This is a genomic window from Corynebacterium argentoratense DSM 44202 (assembly GCF_000590555.1).
Classification (GTDB): domain Bacteria; phylum Actinomycetota; class Actinomycetes; order Mycobacteriales; family Mycobacteriaceae; genus Corynebacterium; species Corynebacterium argentoratense.
The window spans coordinates 1940645-1962458 of sequence record NC_022198.1 but is presented as its reverse complement, the minus strand read 5'-3'; the positions used below and the strand labels follow the sequence as shown (position 1 = coordinate 1962458).

The window sequence follows — 21814 nt, the reverse complement described above, 5'->3', positions numbered from 1 at the left end:
TCCTTTCATCAGATATGCCACCCAACAGCCCCACACAAACCAGCATCGATTACTGGTGATCCCTGGCACAGGTTGCCCGGGGGAGGGCGCGAAGAGCGGCAAGCCATGTGCGCACCATGATACACATAGAAGGATGAACGAGTTTTGGGTAGGTATGGGCTGCTTTTGGGGCGCGGAGAAGCTGTTCTGGGAAACCCCCGGCGTCACCGACACCCAGGTGGGCTATGCCGGCGGCCGAACCTCCAACCCGAGCTACCGGGCCGTATGCTCTGGTTCCACCGGTCATGCGGAAGTCGTGCGGGTGCGCTTCGACCCCCAAGTGACCAGCCTCGAAGACCTCGTTGTGCTGGCGCTAGAAAACCACGACCCCACCCAAGGCAACCGCCAAGGCGCCGACATCGGGACCCAATACCGCTCCGTATTTTTCCTCCCCACCAGTGATGACGCCGCGACGGTCGAACGCATCCTCGACGCGTACGGCAAGCAGTTGGCGCAGCAAGGCTACGGTCCGATAACCACCCAGGTCGTCTTGATGGACCAGGCCGGCACCGGATTCTGGTCGGCCGAAGACTACCACCAGCGATACCTGGAGAAGAACCCCGGCGGCTACTGCCCCCACCACGGCACCGGAGTATGTTATGTCCGATAATTACGGCGATAATTATGGCGAGGGTGATGATTACGGAGATGACATCGCGCGTGACCGCTTCGGCCGACCAATCCTCGACCGATTCGGCAGGCCCGTGCGCAACGTGCGCCCCACCAAATACCCCGTCACGCCCCGCGAACGCCGTCAACCACGGGAAACCCGCGAGCCCCGGCGGCCCCAACCAATCCAACGACCCGAACAGACACGCGTCTATGATGCGCGGCAGCAACCCCCGCGACGTCATTACGCAGAAAACCCTACGGTCGGCAGAGGTGAACGCAGGCGCACACCCCAAGCCGTGCACGCCGGAACAGCACAACACACACCCGCGCACCACATGCCGGCAGGCCGAACACCCAAGAAGAGGCCAGCTAAGAAAAAAGGAAGCATCCTAGGGCGGATCTTCCGGCGGCTCCTCGCCGCCATCATGGTCGTCGTGCTGATCATCGGTGGCACCCTCATCTGGGTCGACACCAAACTCATACGTGTCGACGCCGGCACCAGCGCCAGTTTCAGCACCGGCACCAACTGGCTGCTCGTCGGCTCCGACTCCCGCGCGGGTTTAAGCGAAGAAGACGCCGCTAGGCTCGCCACCGGCGGCGACCTCGGCAGCGCACGCACCGACACCATCATGCTGGTCCACGTGCCTCTCAGCGGCAAACCCACGATCCTGTCGATTCCCAGGGACTCCTACGTCAACATCCCCGGCTACGGGATGGAAAAAATCAACTCTGCCTTCTTCTTCGGCGGCCCCGAACTACTCACCCAAACCGTGGAAGAAGCAACCGGGGTGAAAGTCAACCACTACGCCGAAATCGGGCTCGGGGGATTCGCACAGCTCGTCGACGCCGTTGACGGGGTAGAACTCTGCCCCGCCGAACCGATGTACGACCCACTAGCCGGCCTGGACATTCCCGCCGGCTGCCAAGTGATGGACGGTGCCACCGCCCTCGGATACGTGCGCACACGCGCAACCGCCATGGGTGACCTCGACCGCGTTGTGCGACAACGCGAATTCTTCAGCGCCGTCGTGCACAAACTCTCCCACGTCAACCCCCTGCACATCAACGACCTGATCGGCGTGACCAGCTACCTGACCGTCGGCAAACACGACCACTCATGGAACCTTGCGCGGCTCGCCTGGGCAATGCGGGGCGGCGTCGACACCGAAACCGTACCCGTCGCGGGGTTTGAGGACACCGAAATAGGCAACGTGGTCATCTGGGATGAGGGCGCCGCGCAGCAGATGTTCAGCCAGTTCTAGCTGATCCCCCAAGTGCACCTAGGAACGCTGGCGTATTGTCCTTAGCTGATTGTCCGCAAGTTGCCTTCATTGCTCGCCACGAACTCCGGGAAATACGGAATACGGAACCTCAACAGCCCCCGCCCCGCCGGGTAAATCAGATCACGCGCAATCAACCTGCGGAGACAGTCGAGGCGCCGCCAGGGGGAGGTGTGGGTTTGTAAGTGAATCACTGACAAGACGAAAACAAAAAGAGGGCGCTGCCACTGCGACAGCACCCTCCTTACAAGCTGGAGATCGTGGGGTCGATCGCTGTTACGCTAACGAATCGTCACCTGGCGAGACTTGATGTTCTCCAACGCGCGACGCTCCTCAGAGGTCAACGGAGCATCCACCGCAAGTGCCTTGGTGATATGCGCATCCACCTCGGCCAACTGATCCGCATAGTCATGGCCAGCAGCCGGATCCAAGTCGAACACCGGAACCAACACACCATGAGTACGGAACACACCAGCGAACTTCGTGTTCTCACCCAAGTTCAAATTGCCGGCAGCAGACACCCGCGCCAAAGCATCCAGCAAGGGCTGCTCCTCATCAGTACGCACCCAACGGATGTGAGCCTTATCGCCAGCATCAACCCACCAAGCCGAAGGGGTGACAGGGAAGCTCGGAACGATCGAATCATTGAAACGAGCCAACGTATTGGCGTCCAGGTTGCCCGGCCACCACTCGAAGGTCTCCTGGTTAACAACCTCAATGGACTCGGGGTTGAAGATCTCCTTCAGCTCCGGCTGCGAGCCATCATTACGAGCCGACTCCAGGGTAGAGCCCGGTGCTGCGTCCTTCAGCCAATTCAAAACAAAAGCGAGGTCGCGGCCACGGTTCTGGCTGTGGCTCGTGGTCTGCAGAGCAACGAAACGCTCGCCATCCTCGGTGACATAAGCAGCAACCGCGCCGGGCAGGACGGTGCCAAGGGTGAACTCGGTGCCGTCTACAAGCTTGGTACGAGCACAAGCGGAAGGCACGAACTCCTGCAACGCGATGAGCTCGGCCTCGACAGCCAACCCACCGAAGGGGCGGGGCTCACGATCCAACTCCGCACGAGCAGCAGCGCGAGCCGCAAGCTTCGCCTCGCGACGGGTCATGCCCTCGGGCAGGTTTTCAAGCTTCTTTTTCTTTTTAGCCATGCCGCCAATCGTACTTCACCTAAAAGCAATGCAGCGCCACCGGCATTACTTAGCAGTGCGGGTGGCACTCAATCACTGGTGCGATAGCGGGGTGTGGTGAAGCACCCCATCCCCACACCCTGCTTCATGGAGAGGAGATTGTGCCAAAACATGCGCATTTAGGACATCGACGGGAAGGTTTTCCCGGTCGCAGTTTTTGAAGGCTGCTAGTTGCACATATTTTGGCACATGCCCAAGAAAAATTAGTGGAAGAACTCGTCCTGGATGGCGCGCAGGGTGTCGGCCGAGTGGGTCATGCGCTCAAGCTCGTGGTCGGTGAGCTCCAGCTCGACGACGCGGCGGATGCCTTTGCGGTTCACAATGGCGGGGGTGCCCAGGTAGATGTCCTTCTGTCCGTATTCGCCTTGCAGCAGCGCAGAGACCGGCAGTGCGACGTCTTGGTTCTGCAATACGGCGCGGGTGATACGCGCCAAGCCCATGCCGATGCCGTAAGAGGTCGAGCCCTTGGCGTCGATGATGGTGTAGGCGGCGTCGCGGGTTTCTTCGAAGATGCGCTCCAAGCGGCCCTCTAGTTGGGGGTCCTTTTCGAGCAGTTTGCGCATGGACACGCCAGCGATGGTGGCAGACGATAGCACGGGGAGTTCGGTGTCGCCGTGTTCGCCGATGATGTAGGAGTGGATGGAGGTCGGGGCGACTTCGTAGAGTTCACCCAGCATGTAGCGGAAGCGGGCGGAGTCGAGCACGGTGCCGGAGCCAATGACACGCTCGTGCGGCAGACCAGAGTATTTCCACACGGCGTAGGACAGGATGTCGACGGGGTTGGATGCGACGAGGAAGATGCCGTCGAAGCCGTTGACCATGACGTTGTCCACGATGGACTTCATGATCTTCATGTTTTTGTCGACTAGCTGTAGGCGGGTTTCGCCCGGCTTTTGTGCGGCTCCGGCGCAGATGACGACCATGGCGGCGTCTTCGCAGTCAGCGTAAGTGCCCTTGGTGACTTTGGTGCGCGAGGGTGCCCAGACGACGCCGTGGTTTAAGTCCATGACGTTGCCTTCGAGCTTCTTTTCATCGATGTCGATGATCGCGAGGTGGTCACAGACGCCTTGGTTGACGAGGGCGAAAGCGTAGGCGATTCCGACATCGCCGGCGCCGATCAGAACAACTTTGTTGCCAGCACTGACCTTCATGTTTAACCTGCCTTTGGCTCGCGGGAGCCAGTTAGAGGGATATTCCTGTGTTCCAGTATGCCCCCAACATGCCCGAATGTGCCCGCTGTTGCCCGGAAAATGCCCGAAAATGTGGCAAATCTCCTACAGTCCCAGGTGCGACCCCAGCAGCGGGTAGCCAACAAACGCCACCGCATCAATCAAAAAATGTCCCCACACCAGCGGCCATACGCGCTGCCACCGCAGAAACACATAAGCGAACACCACACCCATCACCACATTGCCAAAACCCGCGCTGACACCCTGATACAGGTGATAACTGGCCCTCAACAGTGATGACGCCGCGATGATCACCCACACACGCACCCCCAGCGTTTCCAGACGGGTCGCCAGCCACTGCACCACCACAAGCTCCTCGGCCAAAGCGTTTGCTTCGGCCCACAAAAGGGCCAGCACAATGCCGCTCAAGCTCAACCCCATGGAGGGCTTAACCTGCACACTCCACCCCATGTGCACCGCCACCATGTACAACACCAACCCCGGAAGCCCGATGCATGCCGCCAGCACCGCACCCCACCCAGCATCCGAAGCCCTAGGCCTCACCACCCTGATGCCGAGAACCAGAACCAACGCCGCCCAGCTCAGCAGACTCAACACGCTGCTCAACTGCAAAGCAACATCCAACCACCGAACAGACGCCTGGGCGCCACCAATAGCCACCGACTGCTCATTCAACGGCGCCGGATCAAGCAACGCCCCCACAAGCTTCAACACAGCACGCAACCCCGACATGCCGAAGGTCACCAGCAACACCACCGCGATCTCCGACCACAGCAACCCTCGCGGCGTCATCAATTTTGTGATTAATCTATGGGCCATAACCCGACCTCACCATCAAATACCTCGCGTGCAACACCCAACAACGTTGGCTCATCAACACGCACCGAACCCAACAACACCGACGTACCCGTCGACACACCCGGCGAAGGCAACACCCCACAAGGAACCGAAATACCGCAGCGGCCCGTGAGATTCTGCGTACTCGCCCACGGAGTCCACGCAGTCTGCGCAGCAAAATCATCCGCCGGAGCCATCGAAGAAAAATAACCCAACTGCGGCGGATCATGCGCCAGGCTAGGGGAGAGCAACACATCCACATCAACAAGCGCCCGAACACGGGCATCCGCCGAACCCGCTACCTCCAGCAACGGGCCCGTGCGCGACCAATCAGCCGCGGCGTCAACACCCCGATCCCGCAACCACGACACAATCGCAGTCTCCCCAACCACACGCGGAATCTTGCGGGCACGCACCGTCAACACCGCACAAAAAGCCTCAAAAAACTCAGGCCCATAAGGCTCAATCTCCACCACACGGTGCCCCACCGCCGACAAACGCGACGCGGCCTCGCACGCCGCAGCACCCCACGCATCATCCACCGGCGCGCCGGGCGCATGCGCAGGTGCAGTGAGAAGCCCCACCCGCAACCGAGGAGGGGACACATAGGACGGATGCTCCTGGTAACCATGCATCAACGCCTGATCCGACACGCTACGGGTAATAAAACCATCAGCAGTCAACGCCCCACCGGTAGTGTCGTGCTCGGGCTTGAACCCCACCAACCCGCACGCCGCCGCCGGCACACGAATGCTGCCCCCACCATCGGTTGCATGCGCCACCGGAACAACACCCCGTGCCACCGCTACCGCAGCACCGCCCGAAGAACCACCCGTCGTACGGCCCCTCAACAACTGGGGCGCATCCTCCCGCAGCTGCACCCCATCGACCACAGGCTCGCAATAGGCCGTCATGCCTAGCTCGCTCGTCGCCGACTTGCCCACCACCACGCAACCAGCATCAAGCAGGCGCTGGACCACAGGCGAATGCTCCGCGGGCACGAACGCACGCCCCGAATTGCCCAAGCCCAGGGGCATCCCCGCCACCGCAGTCAGATCCTTCACCGCCACCAACAAGCCCGACAAACGCCCACCGACCGGGGTGCCACCGACCGGGGTGCCATCGGTGACCGCATTGAAAGACAACCCCGTCGCAGCCATCGGCCGTCCCCCAATGAACTCCCCAAATGCCTCAACCGCCAGCCGGGCCCCCCGAGAGCACACCCCATCTTCAAGCGCCCGTGCCACACCACCATCGCCGCAAGCACTCACAAGCCACACATCCCAACTACAATCACACACATGAGCTGCACCGTCGCCTACCTCGGGCCCCAAGGAACCTTCACCGAAGCCGCACTCATCCGCTTCGCAGAACTCGGCTGCATCCCAGGAGGCACCGCAGAACTACAGCCACTGGCGGTCACAAGCCCCGCCGAAGCGATCGGTGCAGTACTGAACCCCACCAATCCTAGCCAGCAGCCACCCACCCGCGCCGACTACGCCGTCGTAGCCATCGAAAACAGCGTCGACGGGCCCGTCACCCCCACCTTCGACGCACTCGCCGCACACCCCGGCGCCCAGATCTACCACGAAATAGATATTGACGTCGCGTTCGCCATCGTGGTCCGCACAGGCAGACGCCTAGGTGACATCCGCACCTTCACCACCCACCCCGTGGCTAAACCCCAAGTCGCCCAATGGCTCGAACGCAACCTCCCCGACGCAACCTTCATCGCCGCCACCTCCAACGCGGCTGCCGCCCAGATGGTCGCCGAAGGCAAAGCAGACGCCGCAGCCGCACCCCTACGCGCAGCAGACATCTACCACCTCGACGTCATTGAGCATCCCGTCGCAGACGTCGCCGGCGCACGCACCCGATTCGCACTCATCGGACCCGCGGGGGCACCCACACCCCGCACCGGAAACGACCGCACCTCCATCATGGTCACCCTCCCCAACGAAGCAGGAACACTCGTCGGAGCACTCCAAGAACTCGCCACCCGCGGCGTCGACATGTCCCGCATTGAATCCCGCCCCACCCGCACTGGCCTGGGAACATACCGATTCCACATCGACATCGTCGGCCACATTGATGACGCTCCCGTCGCCGAAGCACTCCGGGCAATCTACCTCCGCGCCGAAAAAGTCGAATACCTCGGCTCGTGGCCCTCATGCGAACAACCGCGTTCGCCCATAAACTTGGAAGAGATACATCGCGCCCACGAATGGACCGACAACCTGCGCGCCGGCATACGCTAAAGGCACACGCTTAAAGGTAGCAGCCACACGGCACGCGCCGGCACCACAACGAAAGGTACAGATGGCCCGCTTCGCACTCGTCCGCCACGGGGAAACCCCCAGCAACATCGACCACCTGCTCGACACCGCCCACCCCGGCGCCGACCTCACCGAACTCGGACGCACCCAAGCCCAAGAAGCCGGCCGGAACTTAAGCGAACGCGGATACACTCGCATCTACTCCTCACGCATTGCCCGCGCCATCCAAACCGCCCAACACACCGGCATCGACTACCACGGGCAACTTCCCGGACTTGAAGAAATCTCCGCCGGTGAACTAGAAATGCGCGGCGACGACGACGCCCTCCGCATCTACCAAGGCGCCTTCAACTCCTGGGTCTACGACGCCACCCCCGTAGCATTCGACCGCGCATACACCGACTTCGACCACGCAATCCTCGTACCAGGCGGCGAAAGCTACGCCACCTTCATCGACCGCTTCTACCCAACCATCACCCAACTACTCGACTCCGGCCTCGACAAATTCGCCATCGTCAGCCACGGTGCCGCCATCCGAACCTTCGTCGCGAACGCCTGCGACGTCGACCGACAACTCATCGCCAACTCCATCTACCCCAACTGCGGAATCGTCGAAATCACCACCGACGGGCCCATCGGAACATGGCCCGTCAACCTCCCCACACTCACACCCCGCTAGCCCCACCCCAACTCGTGCAAACGATCATCATCAATCCCAAAATGATGCGCGACCTCATGCACCACCGTGATCGCAATCTGCTCACGCAGCTGCTCCTCTGAAGCACAAAAGTCCTTCAACGCCTCCGCGTACAAGGTAATACTCGGAGGCAAATGCATCGAATAATCACTCGTCCGCTCCGTCAACGCCACCCCGTCGTACAAACCCAAAATATAGGGCGAATCAGGATTGTAATCATCAACAAACATCGCCACATTATCCACGTGGCGACGCAACTCGCGCGGAATCAGCTCAATGGCCTGCTCCACCAACTGATCAAAACGCTCGTCGCTGACCTCAACCACACACACCACCCCACTTCACTAGCAGCCGCACGCCCACAGCGGGCCTACTGGCGGATCGGGTTACGCTCCGGCAACTTCTGCGGAGGCTGACCATCAATCGTGAACCCAGACTTCGCCGAACCCACTAAACCCGCAAAACGGCCAGAAGCATTAGGGAAGAACAGGGTGCAGTTCACAGTATGGCTGCCGCCCGACCACGAATTAGGCGGCACAACCGTCCAGAACGGCTGCAGCGTCGAGTAATACAACGCGTCATCCCCACCCACATAATCCATCGCGGCCTGCGTACACACCGGCTTCAAATAATTATCCTGATCCTCAATACTCGGCACCCGATCCGGGAACACCTCCTGAAGATCAATCACCTTCGTTACCTCATACGAATGCTCCGCACCACAATCAACAACCCGAGGCACCTCGGCGTCATCAACCGCAACGCACTCCCCAGCCTGAGCAATCCGCGCCTGATCCTGATTCAACGCAGAACCCGACGTCAACTCCACCGAACCATCATCATTGGTCACCTGAACACCACACAACATCGTGCGATCCCCAGCCTCCCACTGCTCCCTCGGCGGCAAAATCGACGCCACAGAATAACGTCCCACAGGATCAAAATGACCCTTCAAATACTTAATCGTCGGCCCCTGGCACAACTCCTCACGCAACTCCGCCTGACGCGCAACCCCAGGCATATCCGCCTTCGGGCCAAACTCACTCGACGGATACGCTCCCAAATCCTCACGAGCCGAAATCTCAAAACGGTGCGGACGGGCACAATCCGTCTGCCCAAACTGCGACACCGCGCCCGCGGCGTCAACATCCCACGTCACGCAATCCCCAACACTCGCCGTCGTAAACGACGCCACCGGAGCCGAAGAATCACTAGCCGGCTGCGAAGACGAACCCGCAGCGGAAGAATCCCCACCCTCCCCAGAAGAACCAGCCCGGGCGGACTCAAAAGCATAACCACCCACAGCAACACCGCCCACCAAAGAAGCAACAAGGGCGACACGCACAGGAGCCGAAGAACGCCAACTAGAAACCATGGGTTACATATTGCCACGATCGGAAGAATCAGCAGAAGCGCGAGTCACACGCGAACACAAAGCAAAACGATCCGTCCGGTAAAAAGACACGCACCACTCCACAGGCCGACCCCGCGAATAAGACTGACGCAACACCCGCAACAACGGCGCCCCCACGGACACCTCAAGCAACCCAGCCTGCTCCGAATCCGCACACACTGCAGAGGACGTCTGAACCGTCTCCGTCACAGGGCAATCGTAATGCGTCGACATGATGTCATACATCGAGTTATACACATCATTTTCCAACAAAGAGGGCATCAACCTGCTGTTATACCAACCATCATCAATCGACACAGGAACGCCATTAGCCAAACGAACCCGCCGCACATGAGCATGATGCATCTGCGTATTCAAATCCACAGGCTCATCACCCGCCGGCTGCAACGCAACCTCCGAATCCTGATCCCCACCCGCGAAAAAACGCACAGTTTCCGGCGGAGGAACACTCCGCGACGCCAACACAATGATGCTGCCCGGACGCAAACCCTCCGCCCGCATCTGCTCACTAAAAGACAACAACCCAGTACTCGACGTCATAGGAGTAGAGGCCACAAACGTCCCCCGGCCGCGCACACGAACCAACTTGCCGCTGGCAACCAAATCCCCCGCCGCACGCCTGACAGTAATCCGCGAAATACGAAAATGCTCCTCAAACATGCGCTCGCCCGGCAACATATCCCCCGGAGACAAATTATTCTCCACGTAATGCTCGATTATCCGACGCAGCTGAACATGCTTCGGCGCGGCCCCCTCACTCAGGTCCAAAGAATACGATCGAAACTGCCGCACGGGTACCACTTACCTTCCCACACACAGAAACAATGACGAGCATCCTGCGCCCGCGCCCATTGACAGCACACGCACAACGCGCACACTGCGCCGGGAAAGTTGCTGCATGAACGCAAATAACGGTTAAAAATTACGTTAATAAATCACTCGCCCCGCCGCAGGCGTTTTGAAAATGATCCCCCTTTAAAGGGGTGGGGTTAAGGGAGAAACACTACGCACACACCAAGGCGGTAGGCTAAGAGCGTGATTGATCTCAAGTTCCTCCGCGATAACCCCGACGTCGTCCGACAATCCCAGATCACCCGCGGCGAAGACCCCCAACTCGTCGACCAACTGATCTCCGCCGACGAAACCCGCCGCGAATCAATCGCGAAGGCCGACTCCCTGAGGGCAGAACAAAAAGCCTTCGGTAAAAAAATTGGGCAAGCAGCACCCGAACAGCGCCCTGCCCTACTCGAAGGCTCCAACGCCCTCAAGCAGCAGGTCAAAGACGCCGAAGCCGCGCAAAAAGACGCCGAAGCAGAAGTCGAACGCCTCCAATACCTCATCTCCAATGTTGTGGAAGGCGCACCCGCTGGCGGCGAAGACGACTACATCGTCCTCGAGCACGTCGGCACCCCACCAGAGTTCGACTTTGAACCCAAAGACCACCTCGAACTTGGTGAATCCCTCGGCCTGATCGACATGGAACGCGGAACCAAAGTCTCCGGCTCCCGCTTCTACTTCCTCACCGGCGACGGCGCATTCCTACAGCTAGCAATGCTCAACCTCGCCGCTATGAAAGCCCGCCAGGCCGGGTTCCAACTGATGGTTCCACCGGTCCTCGTCCGCCCCGAATCCATGGCCGGCACCGGATTCCTCGGCGCCCACTCGGACGAAATCTACTACCTCCCCGCAGACGACCTCTACCTCGTCGGCACCTCCGAGGTCGCCCTCGCCGGATACCACCAGGGTGAAATCATCGACCTCTCCGAAGGTCCCAAGCGCTACGCCGGCTGGTCCTCCTGCTTCCGTCGCGAAGCCGGATCCTACGGCAAAGACACCCGCGGAATTCTACGCGTCCACCAGTTCGACAAAGTCGAAATGTTCTCCTACTGCAAACCCGAAGACGCCCAAGCAGAACACCAACGCCTCCTCGACATGGAACGCGACATGCTCGGCGCCGTCGGCGTGCCCTATCGAATTATTGACGTCGCGGGCGGCGACCTCGGGTCTTCTGCCGCACGCAAATTCGACACTGAAGCGTGGGTGCCCACCCAAAACACATACCGCGAGCTCACCTCGACGTCGAACTGCACCACCTTCCAAGCCCGCCGCCTCGGAGTGCGCTACCGCGACGACAACGGCAAAGCCCAGGTGTGCGCAACCCTCAACGGAACCCTGGCGACCACCCGCTGGTTGGTCGCCATCCTGGAGAACAACCAGCAGGCCGACGGTTCCGTGGTTGTCCCCGAAGCCCTGCGCCCCTACATGGGTGTCGAGGTTCTCGAACCCAAGAAATAGGGGACAGGGGGACTATTCCTCCCAGGCGTAGGTGCGCTCCACTGCCCGGTTCCAATCGTGGTACAGCGCATCACGCTGCTCGGCGTCCATCTTCGGATGCCACACCTTGTCCTCTGCATTGTTGTGCTTGAGGACCTCCAGGTTTTCCCAGAAACCAACGCTCAAACCGGCCGCGTACGCCGCGCCCAGCGCAGTGGTTTCTGTGACCTGGGGGCGCACGACGTCAGTATCCAAAATGTCTGCCTGGAACTGCATCAGCAACTCGTTGTGCACCATCCCGCCGTCAACCTTCAGGCGGGTGATCTCCACACCCGAATCCGCAACCATCGCGTCGGCAACCTCGCGAGTCTGGAACGCCGTAGCCTCCAGCACCGCGCGCGCAAAGTGATTCCGGTTAGCGAAACGAGTCAGACCGACGATCGCGCCACGAGCATCCGGCTTCCACCTCGGAGCGAACAAGCCCGAGAACGCCGGCACAATGTAGACACCGCCATTGTCCTCCACACTGCGCGCCATGTTCTCAATCGCAGGTGCATTGGGGATGATCTGCAGATTGTCGCGCAGCCACTGGACCAGTGAACCACCCACCGCGACGGAACCCTCCAGCGCATACACCGGCTTTTGACCCTCAATCTGGTAGCACACGGTAGTCAGCATGCCGTGCTCACTCCACTTCGGCTTCGTGCCCGTGTTGAGCAGCATAAACAGGCCCGTGCCGTAGGTGTTCTTCGCGTCACCATTCTTGAAGCACGCTTGGCCGAACATCGCAGCCTGCTGGTCGCCCAAAATACCGCGAATCGGCACACCAGGCAGCGAACCGCGTGCGCGGATCTGACGGAAATCACCCACACTCGGACGGATCTCCGGCAACATCTGCATCGGAATACCCATCTGCTCGCAGAGATCCTCATCCCACTGCAACGTCTTCAGATCCATGAGCAGCGTGCGCGACGCATTCGTCACATCTGTGCAGTGGAGCGCGGGCTCATTGCCATCGCCCTCCGCGCCGCCAGTCAGATTCCACAACAACCACGTGTCGATCGTGCCGAACAACAAATCGCCGGCCTCCCCGCGCTCGCGGGCACCTTCAACATTGTCGAGAATCCACTTGATCTTCGGTGCGGAAGGATAGGAGTTAATAAACAACCCAGTCTTGTCACGGAACTTCTCCGGACCATCCTCGCCCGCGATCTCGTCGCAGATCGCCATCGTGCGCGTATCCTGCCACACGATCGCGTTGTACACGGGCTCCCCCGTATTCTTATCCCACACCACGGTGGTCTCGCGCTGGTTAGTAATGCCCACAGCCAGCACATTCGAAGGGGAGGCATCCGCAGTGGCAATTACTTCGCCCACTGCACGGCGAGTGTTTTTCCAAATTTCCATCGGATCGTGCTCGACCCAACCCTTCTGGGGAAAATCTGCTCGTGCTCGAACTGACTGACGGCGGCTAGTTCGCCTTCGTGCGTGAACAAGATGCAGCGGGTGGACGTGGTGCCCTGGTCGATCGCCGCAATGTATTGAGTGTCGGTAGCCATGAGGTGAAGCCTCCTAAAGAAAAGGGGAGTGGGGGACGGGGACGGGGAATGAATAGGGAAAGGGCAGGTATTGGGGGACTGTTCACACGAGGCTAGCCGACAAGCGCCGCCAGCGTGCCCGCCGCCGCAGCAAACGATAACGTAACCGCAACCATGTAGCCGACGTTGTACTCTAAAAACTATGGCTAAAAAGGCTAACGACGTTTTCTACCACTTGGTGATCCACCTAGTAAAAGGAGTTTTCAAAGCTCAAGGGCTAAAATTCAACGTCACCGGTGCCGAAAACATCCCAGACACCGGTGCAGTCGTCGTCGCCAACCACACCGGCTACATGGACTTCACCTACGTCGGCCTCCCCTTCTACACCCCACATTCACCCCGCACCGCACTCAACCGCAAACGCCTCGTCCGATTCATGGCGAAACAGGAAGTATGGGACAACCCCATCGGCGGACCCGTCATGAGCGGCATGAAACACATCCCCGTCGACCGCATCGACACCGTGCCCAGCTACAACAAAGCGGTAGAAGACCTCAAAGCCGGCGAACTCGTCGGAGTATTCCCCGAAGGCACCCTGTCACGATCCTTCGAAATCAAAAAGCTCCGCACCGGTGCCGTACGCATGGCCCGCGAAGCCGGTGTACCCATCGTCCCCGTCATCCTCGTCGGCAGCCAACGCGTCTGGCCAAAAGACGGCCCCAAACACCTAGGCCGCAGCAACACACCCATCGAAATCAACGTCCTTCCCGCCTGGTACCCCCCAGAAGGGCCCGCCGATGAAGTCACCAAACAACTCCGCCACATCATGGCCGATGGGCTAGCCGAACTATGGCAGCGCTACGACGAACTCCACGGCCCGCTCCCCGAAGGAGCACCCTGGGTTCCCGCGCGCTACGACGGTGGCGCCCTCACCCTCGAAGAGGCGCAAAAACTCGATGACGCCGTCCAAAACGAACGACGCCGCGTCCGCACCCTCCGCGACGACCTCGACGCCCTCGCGGACAAGCTCAACGCACTCCTCGCCGGCCTCGGGGAAACCTCCAAGGAACTCGTCGTCCAATCCAAAGACGCAGCTAACCACACCGCCCAAACGGTCGCCACTGCAAAAACCGCCATCGAACAACTCGCCGAAGACGCCGTCGAAGGGGTGAAAGAAGGGGTATCGAAAGTCGCCAGCGCAGGCAGCCGCCTCCGCCAACTGTCCGCACAAATCCCCACCAACGTCCCACTCGCAGCAGTCGACGCCCTCAACCAGCTGGTCAGCGACGCCAAACAAATTCGCGACCGCCTGCCCCATCGCGTGCGAGCACGCCTCACCGAATTCCCCGAAGCCCTTGTCACCGACGTCGACGGCACCATCTTCTACCAGCCAGAAGGCAGCACCACCCGCGTCGTCACCGAATCCACCCGCAACGCCTTCCTCGACATGCGCACCCGCGGCAAATGCACCTTCCTCGCCACCGGCCGCACCCCCCGCGAACTACCCGAAGTATTCCAAGCCCTCGGGTTCGCCCCCATCGTTGTGGCCGCCAACGGCACCCTCGTCGTCGACGGGGCGAAACTACCCGCCGAACTCAGCGAAAGCACCGACATTAGCGACGCCATCCTCCACACCGATGGTTTCACAGCTGATGACGCCGCGACCGTCCGCGAAGCAATCAACGCAACTCGCAGTGCAAACGCGGGAGGCCCCATCGCCGACCTCGTCATGGACGAAGAGCGCGTCAACGGCCACATCATCAAATACACCGCCCGAGCAGACGTGGCATCCGCGGACATTGCCGCAGCAATCACCGAACACCTCGGCGACGTCGCCACCGTAAACTACTCCGCACCCTGGGGATACGCCGAAATATCGCCCGCAGGAGTCACCAAAGCCAGCGGACTGAAATGGCTACTCTCAAAAGAAGGTATCGACCCAGCACGCGTCGTCGCCTTCGGAGACATGCCCAACGACATTGACATGCTCGCCTACGTCGGCACCGGCGTCGCCATGGGCAACGCAGACCCGGCAGTCATCGCGCAAGCGCAATGGGTCACCTCTCCCGTCGCCAAAGACGGCGTCAGTGAATTCCTCGCACCCGTATTCCAACGCGAGGAAACACCAGGCCAGGTATGATCCACAATCCAAACACAACCACGGACACCCCCAACAGGGGCACCCCACCACGCCTCGTCGCCAGCGACATCGACGGAACATTCATCCGCAGTGACGAACGCGTAAGCCCCCGCCTCCGCGACGTCATTAATAAAATGACCGCCCAAGGCACCGTGCTCTGCCTCGCCACCGGCCGCCCACCCCGCTGGATCGCCCCAGTCCTACAACAAATCGACGTCCGACCCGTCTGCGTCTGCGCCAACGGAGCCATCACCTACGACGCACGCTCCGACAGCATCATCAACTCCCATGTCCTCAACCCCGACGCCCTCAACACCCTCGTCGACGCAGCCACCACCCACTTACCCAACCCCACCTTCGCCGTCGAAAGAGTCAACCTCGACGACATCCAGGGCTGCGGATACGCCACCGGAACCGGCGGGCCCCGCGACAAACAGTTTGTCGTCGACCCCCGCTACGACCACGCCTGGGACTCCGACGAACACGGCATCGAAGAACACCCACAACTACTCGAAAAACCAGCCGTCAAACTGCTCATACGCTGCGAAAACATGCACAGCGCCGACATGTATGCGCTACTCGAAGACCACATCGACCCGGCCCTGGCCCACGCCACCTACTCGATACCCGAAGGGCTCATCGAATGCGCCGCGCCGGGTGTCAACAAAGCAGCCGCGGTCGCAGAAGTCGCCGAAGCGATCGGCATCGATGCCCACGAGACCATCGCCTTCGGAGACATGCCCAATGACATCGAAATGCTCCGCTGGGCAGGCACCGGAGTAGCCATGGGTAACGCCCAAGACAACGTCAAACAAGCCGCAAACAAAGTAACCGCCACCAACGACCAAGACGGCGTGGCGGCGGTACTTGAAACCTGGTTCTAGGCTGGTTCTAGTTGCCCAATTGGAGGCGCTAGTTGCGCAGCTCCTTCGTGGCGTTATCGATCGTCTTGATCGCATCAATCAGGTCGTTCGCGTGGTTAATGATGCGATCGACATCCCCGGCACCCTTCGAGCTACCTAGCATGCTTGAACCGGACGCGTCACCGTCGTAACCACCGGTGCCGCCGGGGTTGCGTCCGCTGCCGCCGCCAATTCCCCCAGTGCCAGGGGAGGGACGCCGAACGCCGGTATCGGGGTTCGGATTCGTATCCGTCACCGTCGTCCCGCTCAAAGAATCGTACTTTTGCTTCGCGATCCCTCGAATGTCATCCATCCGTGCATAGCCTGCATCACCAGGGCAAACAGTATTGCCGACGTCGCGGTGAGCGAAAATATTCGGCAGGGTCACGGCAGCACCGTAGGGGTACTTCGAATAGCTGGTGCCCTCGGAGTAATGCGTGTCATAACCCAGCGGATCGAACCCGGATACGCGTGCCTTCCAGCCGGCGAGTTCGCCAACGGAGCGGATCGTTGCGTCAGAGGGGCGAACAGTGGAGTAATCACCCATCATCGAAATGCCCATGGTGTTTTCGTTAAAGCCACCAGCGTGCGCGCCCTCGACCGCGCGGTTGAGGCCGCCGTATCGACCCTCGTAGATGGTGCCGAACTTATCAACCAGCGCGTGGTATCCGATATCGCACCAACCGAGGCGCTGCGCATGGTACTGGTAGGTTCCGCGCACCACGCCGGCGGCCTCCGCACGGGTGTAATTGTTCGAACCCGCAGTGTGGTGAATGGTGATCGCATTGACCTCATCGTTATAGGTGGGGGAGGAGCAGCGCAGGCTTTCGTCGGCACCCCAACCGGCGCGGCTAACCACACGGGTGATGCCGTCGGAATCTGCAGTCAGCTCGATCGCAGGGCCAGAATCTTGCGCGGCCTTGCCATCGATGAATGTGGCCTCGAGGTCCGCTGGTGCCTCCGTCATGTCGACGCCAGCCGTGGACACCTGGATTCGGTTCGTCTTCTCCACAAAGACCGGCTCCGTACCATTTCGCCCATTGTTGACGCCGCGGGGGCCCTGGTCGACAGGCTCTGCATCGAACCACTCAGTCCAGGTGCCATCGGGCCGCTCGGAACGGAAGAACGCAGCGATTTCTTTGTCGCCACTCCAGTTCAAGGCGAACATATCGAAAGGCTCTTCGCGATAAAACTCCTTGACCGCCTTCGGCCCGGGGGCCTCGCCCTGGGTGACGATCGCCGGGTCATCCACAACGATGTTGTCGCCGGCGTCGAAACTCGTGGACTCGATTGCGGCGGTGATCGGACCGGAACCATTGTCGTCGACAACGAGCACCGCGGCGTCATCACCCGAGGCGAACAAGCCGGACGGGGAGTGTGCGATACCGAAAGTCGCGGCCGTCGCCAGGGCGATCCCGGTGATAGAAGTCAAGGCTAGGGATGGGCGGAGGCTGCTGCGGCGGTTGATGCGGCGGCGTGACGCGCCGGGCATGGGGAGGAAGCCGGGCAGGTGCGGGGTGATGGGCATGCAAGTCCTAACTGTTACAGCTGTTGCGTGCATACAGGATTGTTAACGGATGTTATCAGTGTTAATGAAGTTTCGCATGATATTTACCGTGGTGGCGTGGCGCCGTGTGAACAGCACACACCCCACACCGACGTGTAAATTTGAACAACATGACCTATGACCTCATCGTTGTCGGATCCGGCCTCTTCGGACTCACCATCGCAGAACGCGCAGCACACGCAAACAAACGAGTCCTCATCGTAGAAAAACGCCCCCACCTGGGCGGAAACGCCTACTCCGAAGCCGACCCCGACACCGGCATCGAGGTACACAAATATGGCGCTCACCTTTTCCACACCTCCAACAAACGCGTCTGGGACTACGTCAACCAATTCACCACATTCACCGGCTACCAACACCGCGTCTTTGCCATGCACAAAGGCCAGGCCTACCAATTCCCCATGGGCCTAGGCCTCATCGCACAATTCTTCGGCAAGTACTACAGCCCCGAAGAAGCCAAAGCACTCATCGCCGAACAAGCAGCCGAAATCAACACCGACGAAGCCACCAACCTCGAAGAAAAAGCGATCTCCCTCATCGGCCGCCCACTCTACGAAGCCTTCATCCGCGACTACACCGCCAAACAATGGCAAACCGACCCCAAAGAACTCCCCGCCGGCAACATCACCCGCCTACCCGTCCGATACAACTTCGACAACCGCTACTTCAACGACACCTACGAAGGCCTACCAGTAGACGGCTACGCTGCCTGGCTCGAAAACATGGCCGCCTCTGACAACATCGACGTACGACTCGACACCGACTGGTTCGACGTCCGCGAACAAGTACGCGGCGAAAACCCCGACGCCCCCGTCGTCTACACCGGCCCCCTCGACCTCTACTTCGACTACGAAGCAGGCAAACTCGGGTGGCGCACCCTCGACTTCGAAACCGAAGTGCTCGACATCCCTGACTTCCAGGGCACCCCGGTCATGAACTACAACGACGCCGAGTACCCCTACACCCGCATCCACGAATTCCGCCACTTCCACCCCGAACGCGCCGACACCTACCCGACGGACAAAACCGTCATCATGAAGGAATACTCCCGCTTCGCCGAAGGTGACGACGAACCCTACTACCCAATCAACACCCCAGAAGACCGCGAAAAACTACTCCGCTACCGCGAACTCGCGGAAGCAGAAACCGCCAACAACAAGGTCTTCTTCGGCGGACGCCTCGGCACCTACCAATACCTCGACATGCACATGGCCATCGCCTCCGCCCTAAGCATGTGGGACAACAAACTCGCCGAACTCCTAGGAGTCGACGCCTAAAAACGCTGCGGACGGACCGCCACCTCCCTAACCCCCTGCTATCCCCAGATGCGGTAGGGGCATGGAATAACGCGGCGTCATTAATTAATATCTTCCGCCATGCGTACCCGCGCACTGGACAGCCAGTGCGCAAAAAGGGGGAACCTCGTAGCCAACACACCTTAAACCCAAGGTAAAAGGCGCGCATAAACAAAAACACCTTCTCGTGTACTGGCACACGGTCGCCGGCAAACAGCCACACAGCGGCCGAAAACATTCGACCACTACATGGAAGGTTTTTTCATGCACAATGTAAACGGCACCTGGGGCCAAACCCAGGACAACACCACCGCACAGAGCACCCGCGTACCAGTGCACAACTTCGCCAGCATGCTGGACCCCAAGGTGACCGAACAGCTCAGCCTGACCGCCAACATGCCTTTCGTCGCCCCACACGTCGCCCTCATGCCCGACGCCCACTACGGGCTCGGAAGCAGCGTCGGAACCGTATTCGGAACCAAAGGGGCCGTGATACCCACCGCCGTCGGGGTCGACATAGGCTGCGGGATGATAGGTGTGCTCACCGACCTCACCCGCACGGATATTGACGCCGCTGCGGCAGATCCTCAACGTCAAGGGAACATAGCCGAGCATCCGGTGGCGGTGCGGGTCTGGGTTGGGGCTTACCAGCTGCTGGAGCCGCCGCCACCCGAAAAACCCGGGGTGGAATAGCCGACCGACACCCCGGAGGAATCGCCCGTATCCCAAGAATTGTCGCTGGCCGTGTCGTGCGAATGCCAAGTGCTCATCACCACGTACGGCGTGTAACCGTGGTAGCCGACGCCGGGGCGCCAATCATCGGCACTAATGGTGGGCTTCGGATGCTTGGCGGATTCGGTGACCCCGTCGAGTTCCTCAGCGCCGATTGCCTTCATCACCACCGCGGCGTCAGCAATGAGAAGCGTGAATGCGTCGACGAAGCCCTCCTGTTGGGGATCATCCATCAGGACTTTCGCGCGGGCTTGCAACTGCGTGAGTTCCTCGGCGAAGCGTTCGTTGCTGGTGCCGAGGGCGGCCTCCTTAAAGTCTTCGCGCAGGCGCATCGCTTCGCGGATACGGGTGGCCTTGTCACCATTTTCGATGTCGTAGAGCGTATCGATGTTGGACATCGCGTTGCGCATCAACGACAGGGAGTTGTTTGCCGAGTAAAGGTCCCGCCCATGCTTCGTGAGCTGCTTATCGGAGGGATTGTCGGGGATCTTAGCGAGCGTCGAGTCGATGGACAGGAATTGTTTGCGGACCTCCTCCCATTGATGGCGGAGCTCAGAATCGGCGAGGTCGCTGCGCAGGCTGTTGGCGCGGATGTCGTATTCGTCGAGCTTGGGGGCGATTTCGGCGTGGCCGGTGGTGACGGTTTCGTACAGTTTGCGGTCGCGCTTGCGGTTTTTGCGGGAATTTTTGAAGATGAGCCAGACGACGCCGATCGGGACGAGGATTCCGATGGGCAAAGCGGTGATTTTGCTGAACCAACTCTGCTGGCGGTCATCGTCGGGGGTGTTGCCAATGAGGGTTTCGGGGTCGATGGTGGCTTGGGCGCCGGCGAAGAGGCCGCCTGCGAGGTTGCCGCCGCGCAACGAGGGCTTCATCGCTTCGAGGGAATTGTGAAGGCGGGGGCCGCGGTTGAGGGTGAGGGCAGCGCAGGCATCGTCGCCGCAGTAGATGCCGTTGCGGCGGGGTTCGAGGCCGACTGCGACGATGAGGTGGCCGGGGGCCCATTTGGTGGCGCCATCGTTGAGGAGGTCGGGGCGCTGCTCCTTGGCGAAATTCAGCATCCCCTCGTTGAAATCCTCGCTGTTGTGCGCCAGCAGTAGGTAATCGACGGTGGTGACCTGATCGGGGAAATCGAGTTTTTCGGTTTCGGCGGTGAGGAAGGCTTCGTCTTCGTCGGTGAGTTCGGGGCTGTCGGACCAGACGGTGACCGTGACGTGGTCGGCGGAGGGGGTGGATTGTGTAGAGAGAGTGGCCTGTGCGGAGAGGGCGGGGTGCGAGGCGGGGAGTGCGGTGGCGGGGGCGTGTTGTGTAGATGGGTGGGGGAGGGACTGTGATGAGGTGGTGGGGAGCGCGGTGGCAGGGAGGGAAGTGGCGAGGATGAAGGTGGCGATGGCGAAGATGGAGAGAGCGGCGGTGAAGGTCGCTTTCAACGCTGCGGTTGATGCTGCGCTTAATGCTGCGGTTGTCGCTGTGGGGGCGCTGGTGGTGCTGGTGGCGCTGGCTGTGGTGAGTGCTGCCATGGATGAATTTGGGCGGTGAAGGTGGCGGCGAGGGTGGGCTGTGGTCATGGGACCAATGTTAACAACGAAAGGGTGGGTAGGTGCGGGGAAAGAATGCCGAGGGGGCCGAGTAGTTGCCCGGTGTTGGTTTTGAAGCGGGTGTGTGGAGCCAGCTGGTCTAGTTCGTTAATGGTGCATGAGATAACTAGTGGGGTTTCTAGCTGGGTGTCTTTAGCAGCCCTAGTGTGAAGGTAGGTTTGGGCGATTTCTTCCGGGTTAAGGGACAAAATGTGTGTCTGTTGGCGGCTGGTGCGGGTTTGTTTTTCGTCGGTGTC

17 protein-coding genes and 2 pseudogenes are annotated in these 21814 nt (G+C 60.4%); 9 read left to right on the top strand and 10 right to left on the bottom strand.

What is annotated here, in order from left to right; translation table 11 throughout:
* Positions 1-133: 133 nt before the first annotated feature.
* A complete protein-coding gene (msrA, locus tag CARG_RS09110) occupies positions 134-649 on the top strand; it encodes a peptide-methionine (S)-S-oxide reductase MsrA (protein WP_236620142.1) in 516 nt (171 codons plus the stop codon).
* Positions 639-1913: an LCP family protein gene (locus tag CARG_RS09105; protein ID WP_021012360.1), complete on the top strand. Its 1275-nt coding sequence runs from the start codon at positions 639-641 to the stop codon at positions 1911-1913. Before msrA ends, CARG_RS09105 begins: the two co-directional genes overlap by 11 nt.
* Positions 1914-2212: 299 nt before the next feature.
* On the opposite strand, the gene CARG_RS09095 is transcribed toward CARG_RS09105, so the two are convergent.
* From CARG_RS09095 to CARG_RS09080, 4 genes are all read right to left on the bottom strand, one after another.
* Entirely contained in the window at positions 2213-3079 is an 867-nt protein-coding gene (locus tag CARG_RS09095; protein WP_021012358.1) for a DUF5926 family protein, read from the bottom strand.
* A gap of 242 nt (positions 3080-3321) precedes the next feature.
* Positions 3322-4269 (bottom strand): L-lactate dehydrogenase, encoded by a 948-nt coding sequence (locus tag CARG_RS09090; protein ID WP_021012357.1) that lies wholly within the window; start codon positions 4267-4269, stop codon positions 3322-3324.
* A 123-nt stretch (positions 4270-4392) separates the two neighbouring features.
* Complete coding sequence (locus CARG_RS09085) at positions 4393-5100, bottom strand: CPBP family intramembrane glutamic endopeptidase (RefSeq protein ID WP_021012356.1); 708 nt, start codon at positions 5098-5100, stop codon at positions 4393-4395.
* 11 nt (positions 5101-5111) lie between these two features.
* Positions 5112-6392 (bottom strand): amidase family protein, encoded by a 1281-nt coding sequence (locus CARG_RS09080; RefSeq protein WP_144198632.1) that lies wholly within the window; start codon positions 6390-6392, stop codon positions 5112-5114.
* 54 nt (positions 6393-6446) lie between these two features.
* Between CARG_RS09080 and pheA the strand changes: the two genes are divergently transcribed.
* Both pheA and CARG_RS09070 read left to right on the top strand, forming a co-directional pair.
* Positions 6447-7403, top strand: coding sequence for a prephenate dehydratase (gene pheA / locus CARG_RS09075; protein ID WP_021012354.1), 957 nt, complete (start codon positions 6447-6449; stop codon positions 7401-7403).
* A gap of 61 nt (positions 7404-7464) precedes the next feature.
* Positions 7465-8100, top strand: a complete 636-nt coding sequence (locus CARG_RS09070; RefSeq protein WP_021012353.1) for a histidine phosphatase family protein — start codon at positions 7465-7467, stop codon at positions 8098-8100.
* Here the strand turns inward: CARG_RS09070 and CARG_RS09065 are convergent.
* From CARG_RS09065 to CARG_RS09055, 3 genes are read right to left on the bottom strand one after another with little or no spacing between them, the layout of a single operon-like run.
* Positions 8097-8444, bottom strand: a complete 348-nt coding sequence (locus CARG_RS09065; RefSeq protein ID WP_041747852.1) for a metallopeptidase family protein — start codon at positions 8442-8444, stop codon at positions 8097-8099. The two genes, CARG_RS09070 and CARG_RS09065, sit on opposite strands and share 4 nt — an antisense overlap.
* Positions 8445-8488: 44 nt before the next feature.
* Positions 8489-9493 carry a septum formation family protein gene (locus CARG_RS09060; protein WP_041747154.1) on the bottom strand — a complete coding sequence of 335 codons (1005 nt, stop codon included), beginning with the start codon at positions 9491-9493 and terminating at the stop codon, positions 8489-8491.
* A gap of 3 nt (positions 9494-9496) precedes the next feature.
* Positions 9497-10324: a GntR family transcriptional regulator gene (locus CARG_RS09055; protein ID WP_041747152.1), complete on the bottom strand. Its 828-nt coding sequence runs from the start codon at positions 10322-10324 to the stop codon at positions 9497-9499.
* 243 nt (positions 10325-10567) lie between these two features.
* Between CARG_RS09055 and serS the strand changes: the two genes are divergently transcribed.
* Positions 10568-11827, top strand: a complete 1260-nt coding sequence (serS, locus tag CARG_RS09050; protein WP_021012349.1) for a serine--tRNA ligase — start codon at positions 10568-10570, stop codon at positions 11825-11827.
* 12 nt (positions 11828-11839) lie between these two features.
* Here serS and glpK read toward each other — a convergent pair.
* Positions 11840-13365 (bottom strand): annotated as a pseudogene (gene glpK, locus CARG_RS09045) (glycerol kinase GlpK).
* Between the two features lie 181 nt (positions 13366-13546).
* Between glpK and CARG_RS09040 the strand changes: the two are divergent.
* Both CARG_RS09040 and CARG_RS09035 read left to right on the top strand, forming a co-directional pair.
* Positions 13547-15484: an HAD-IIB family hydrolase gene (locus CARG_RS09040; RefSeq protein ID WP_021012348.1), complete on the top strand. Its 1938-nt coding sequence runs from the start codon at positions 13547-13549 to the stop codon at positions 15482-15484.
* Entirely contained in the window at positions 15481-16368 is an 888-nt protein-coding gene (locus CARG_RS09035; protein ID WP_021012347.1) for an HAD family hydrolase, read from the top strand. Before CARG_RS09040 ends, CARG_RS09035 begins: the two co-directional genes overlap by 4 nt.
* Positions 16369-16396: 28 nt before the next feature.
* Here CARG_RS09035 and CARG_RS09030 read toward each other — a convergent pair whose 3' ends face one another.
* Entirely contained in the window at positions 16397-17914 is a 1518-nt protein-coding gene (locus tag CARG_RS09030) for a peptidoglycan recognition protein family protein (RefSeq protein WP_021012346.1), read from the bottom strand.
* 149 nt (positions 17915-18063) lie between these two features.
* Between CARG_RS09030 and glf the strand changes: the two genes are divergently transcribed.
* Both glf and CARG_RS09020 read left to right on the top strand, forming a co-directional pair.
* Complete coding sequence (glf, locus tag CARG_RS09025; protein WP_021012345.1) at positions 18064-19230, top strand: UDP-galactopyranose mutase; 1167 nt, start codon at positions 18064-18066, stop codon at positions 19228-19230.
* Positions 19231-19599: 369 nt separating this feature from the next.
* Positions 19600-19821, top strand: a pseudogene (locus CARG_RS09020) (RtcB family protein); the annotation flags it as partial.
* 71 nt (positions 19822-19892) lie between these two features.
* Here the strand turns inward: CARG_RS09020 and CARG_RS09015 are convergent.
* Positions 19893-21548: a DUF5129 domain-containing protein gene (locus tag CARG_RS09015; RefSeq protein WP_144198629.1), complete on the bottom strand. Its 1656-nt coding sequence runs from the start codon at positions 21546-21548 to the stop codon at positions 19893-19895.
* Between the last annotated feature and the right edge of the window lie 266 nt (positions 21549-21814).

What these genes read in the sequence shown, in the direction of transcription:
- msrA (WP_236620142.1), top strand. Translation starts at nt 134, where the DNA reads ATGAACGAGTTTTGGGTAGGTATGGGCTGCTTTTGGGGCGCGGAGAAG.
- CARG_RS09105 (WP_021012360.1), top strand. Translation starts at nt 639, where the DNA reads ATGTCCGATAATTACGGCGATAATTATGGCGAGGGTGATGATTACGGA.
- CARG_RS09095 (WP_021012358.1), bottom strand. Translation starts at nt 3,079, where the DNA reads ATGGCTAAAAAGAAAAAGAAGCTTGAAAACCTGCCCGAGGGCATGACC.
- CARG_RS09090 (WP_021012357.1), bottom strand. Translation starts at nt 4,269, where the DNA reads ATGAAGGTCAGTGCTGGCAACAAAGTTGTTCTGATCGGCGCCGGCGAT.
- CARG_RS09085 (WP_021012356.1), bottom strand. Translation starts at nt 5,100, where the DNA reads ATGACGCCGCGAGGGTTGCTGTGGTCGGAGATCGCGGTGGTGTTGCTG.
- pheA (WP_021012354.1), top strand. Translation starts at nt 6,447, where the DNA reads ATGAGCTGCACCGTCGCCTACCTCGGGCCCCAAGGAACCTTCACCGAA.
- CARG_RS09070 (WP_021012353.1), top strand. Translation starts at nt 7,465, where the DNA reads ATGGCCCGCTTCGCACTCGTCCGCCACGGGGAAACCCCCAGCAACATC.
- CARG_RS09060 (WP_041747154.1), bottom strand. Translation starts at nt 9,493, where the DNA reads ATGGTTTCTAGTTGGCGTTCTTCGGCTCCTGTGCGTGTCGCCCTTGTT.
- CARG_RS09040 (WP_021012348.1), top strand. Translation starts at nt 13,547, where the DNA reads ATGGCTAAAAAGGCTAACGACGTTTTCTACCACTTGGTGATCCACCTA.
- CARG_RS09035 (WP_021012347.1), top strand. Translation starts at nt 15,481, where the DNA reads ATGATCCACAATCCAAACACAACCACGGACACCCCCAACAGGGGCACC.
- CARG_RS09030 (WP_021012346.1), bottom strand. Translation starts at nt 17,914, where the DNA reads ATGCCCATCACCCCGCACCTGCCCGGCTTCCTCCCCATGCCCGGCGCG.
- glf (WP_021012345.1), top strand. Translation starts at nt 18,064, where the DNA reads ATGACCTATGACCTCATCGTTGTCGGATCCGGCCTCTTCGGACTCACC.
- CARG_RS09015 (WP_144198629.1), bottom strand. Translation starts at nt 21,548, where the DNA reads ATGACCACAGCCCACCCTCGCCGCCACCTTCACCGCCCAAATTCATCC.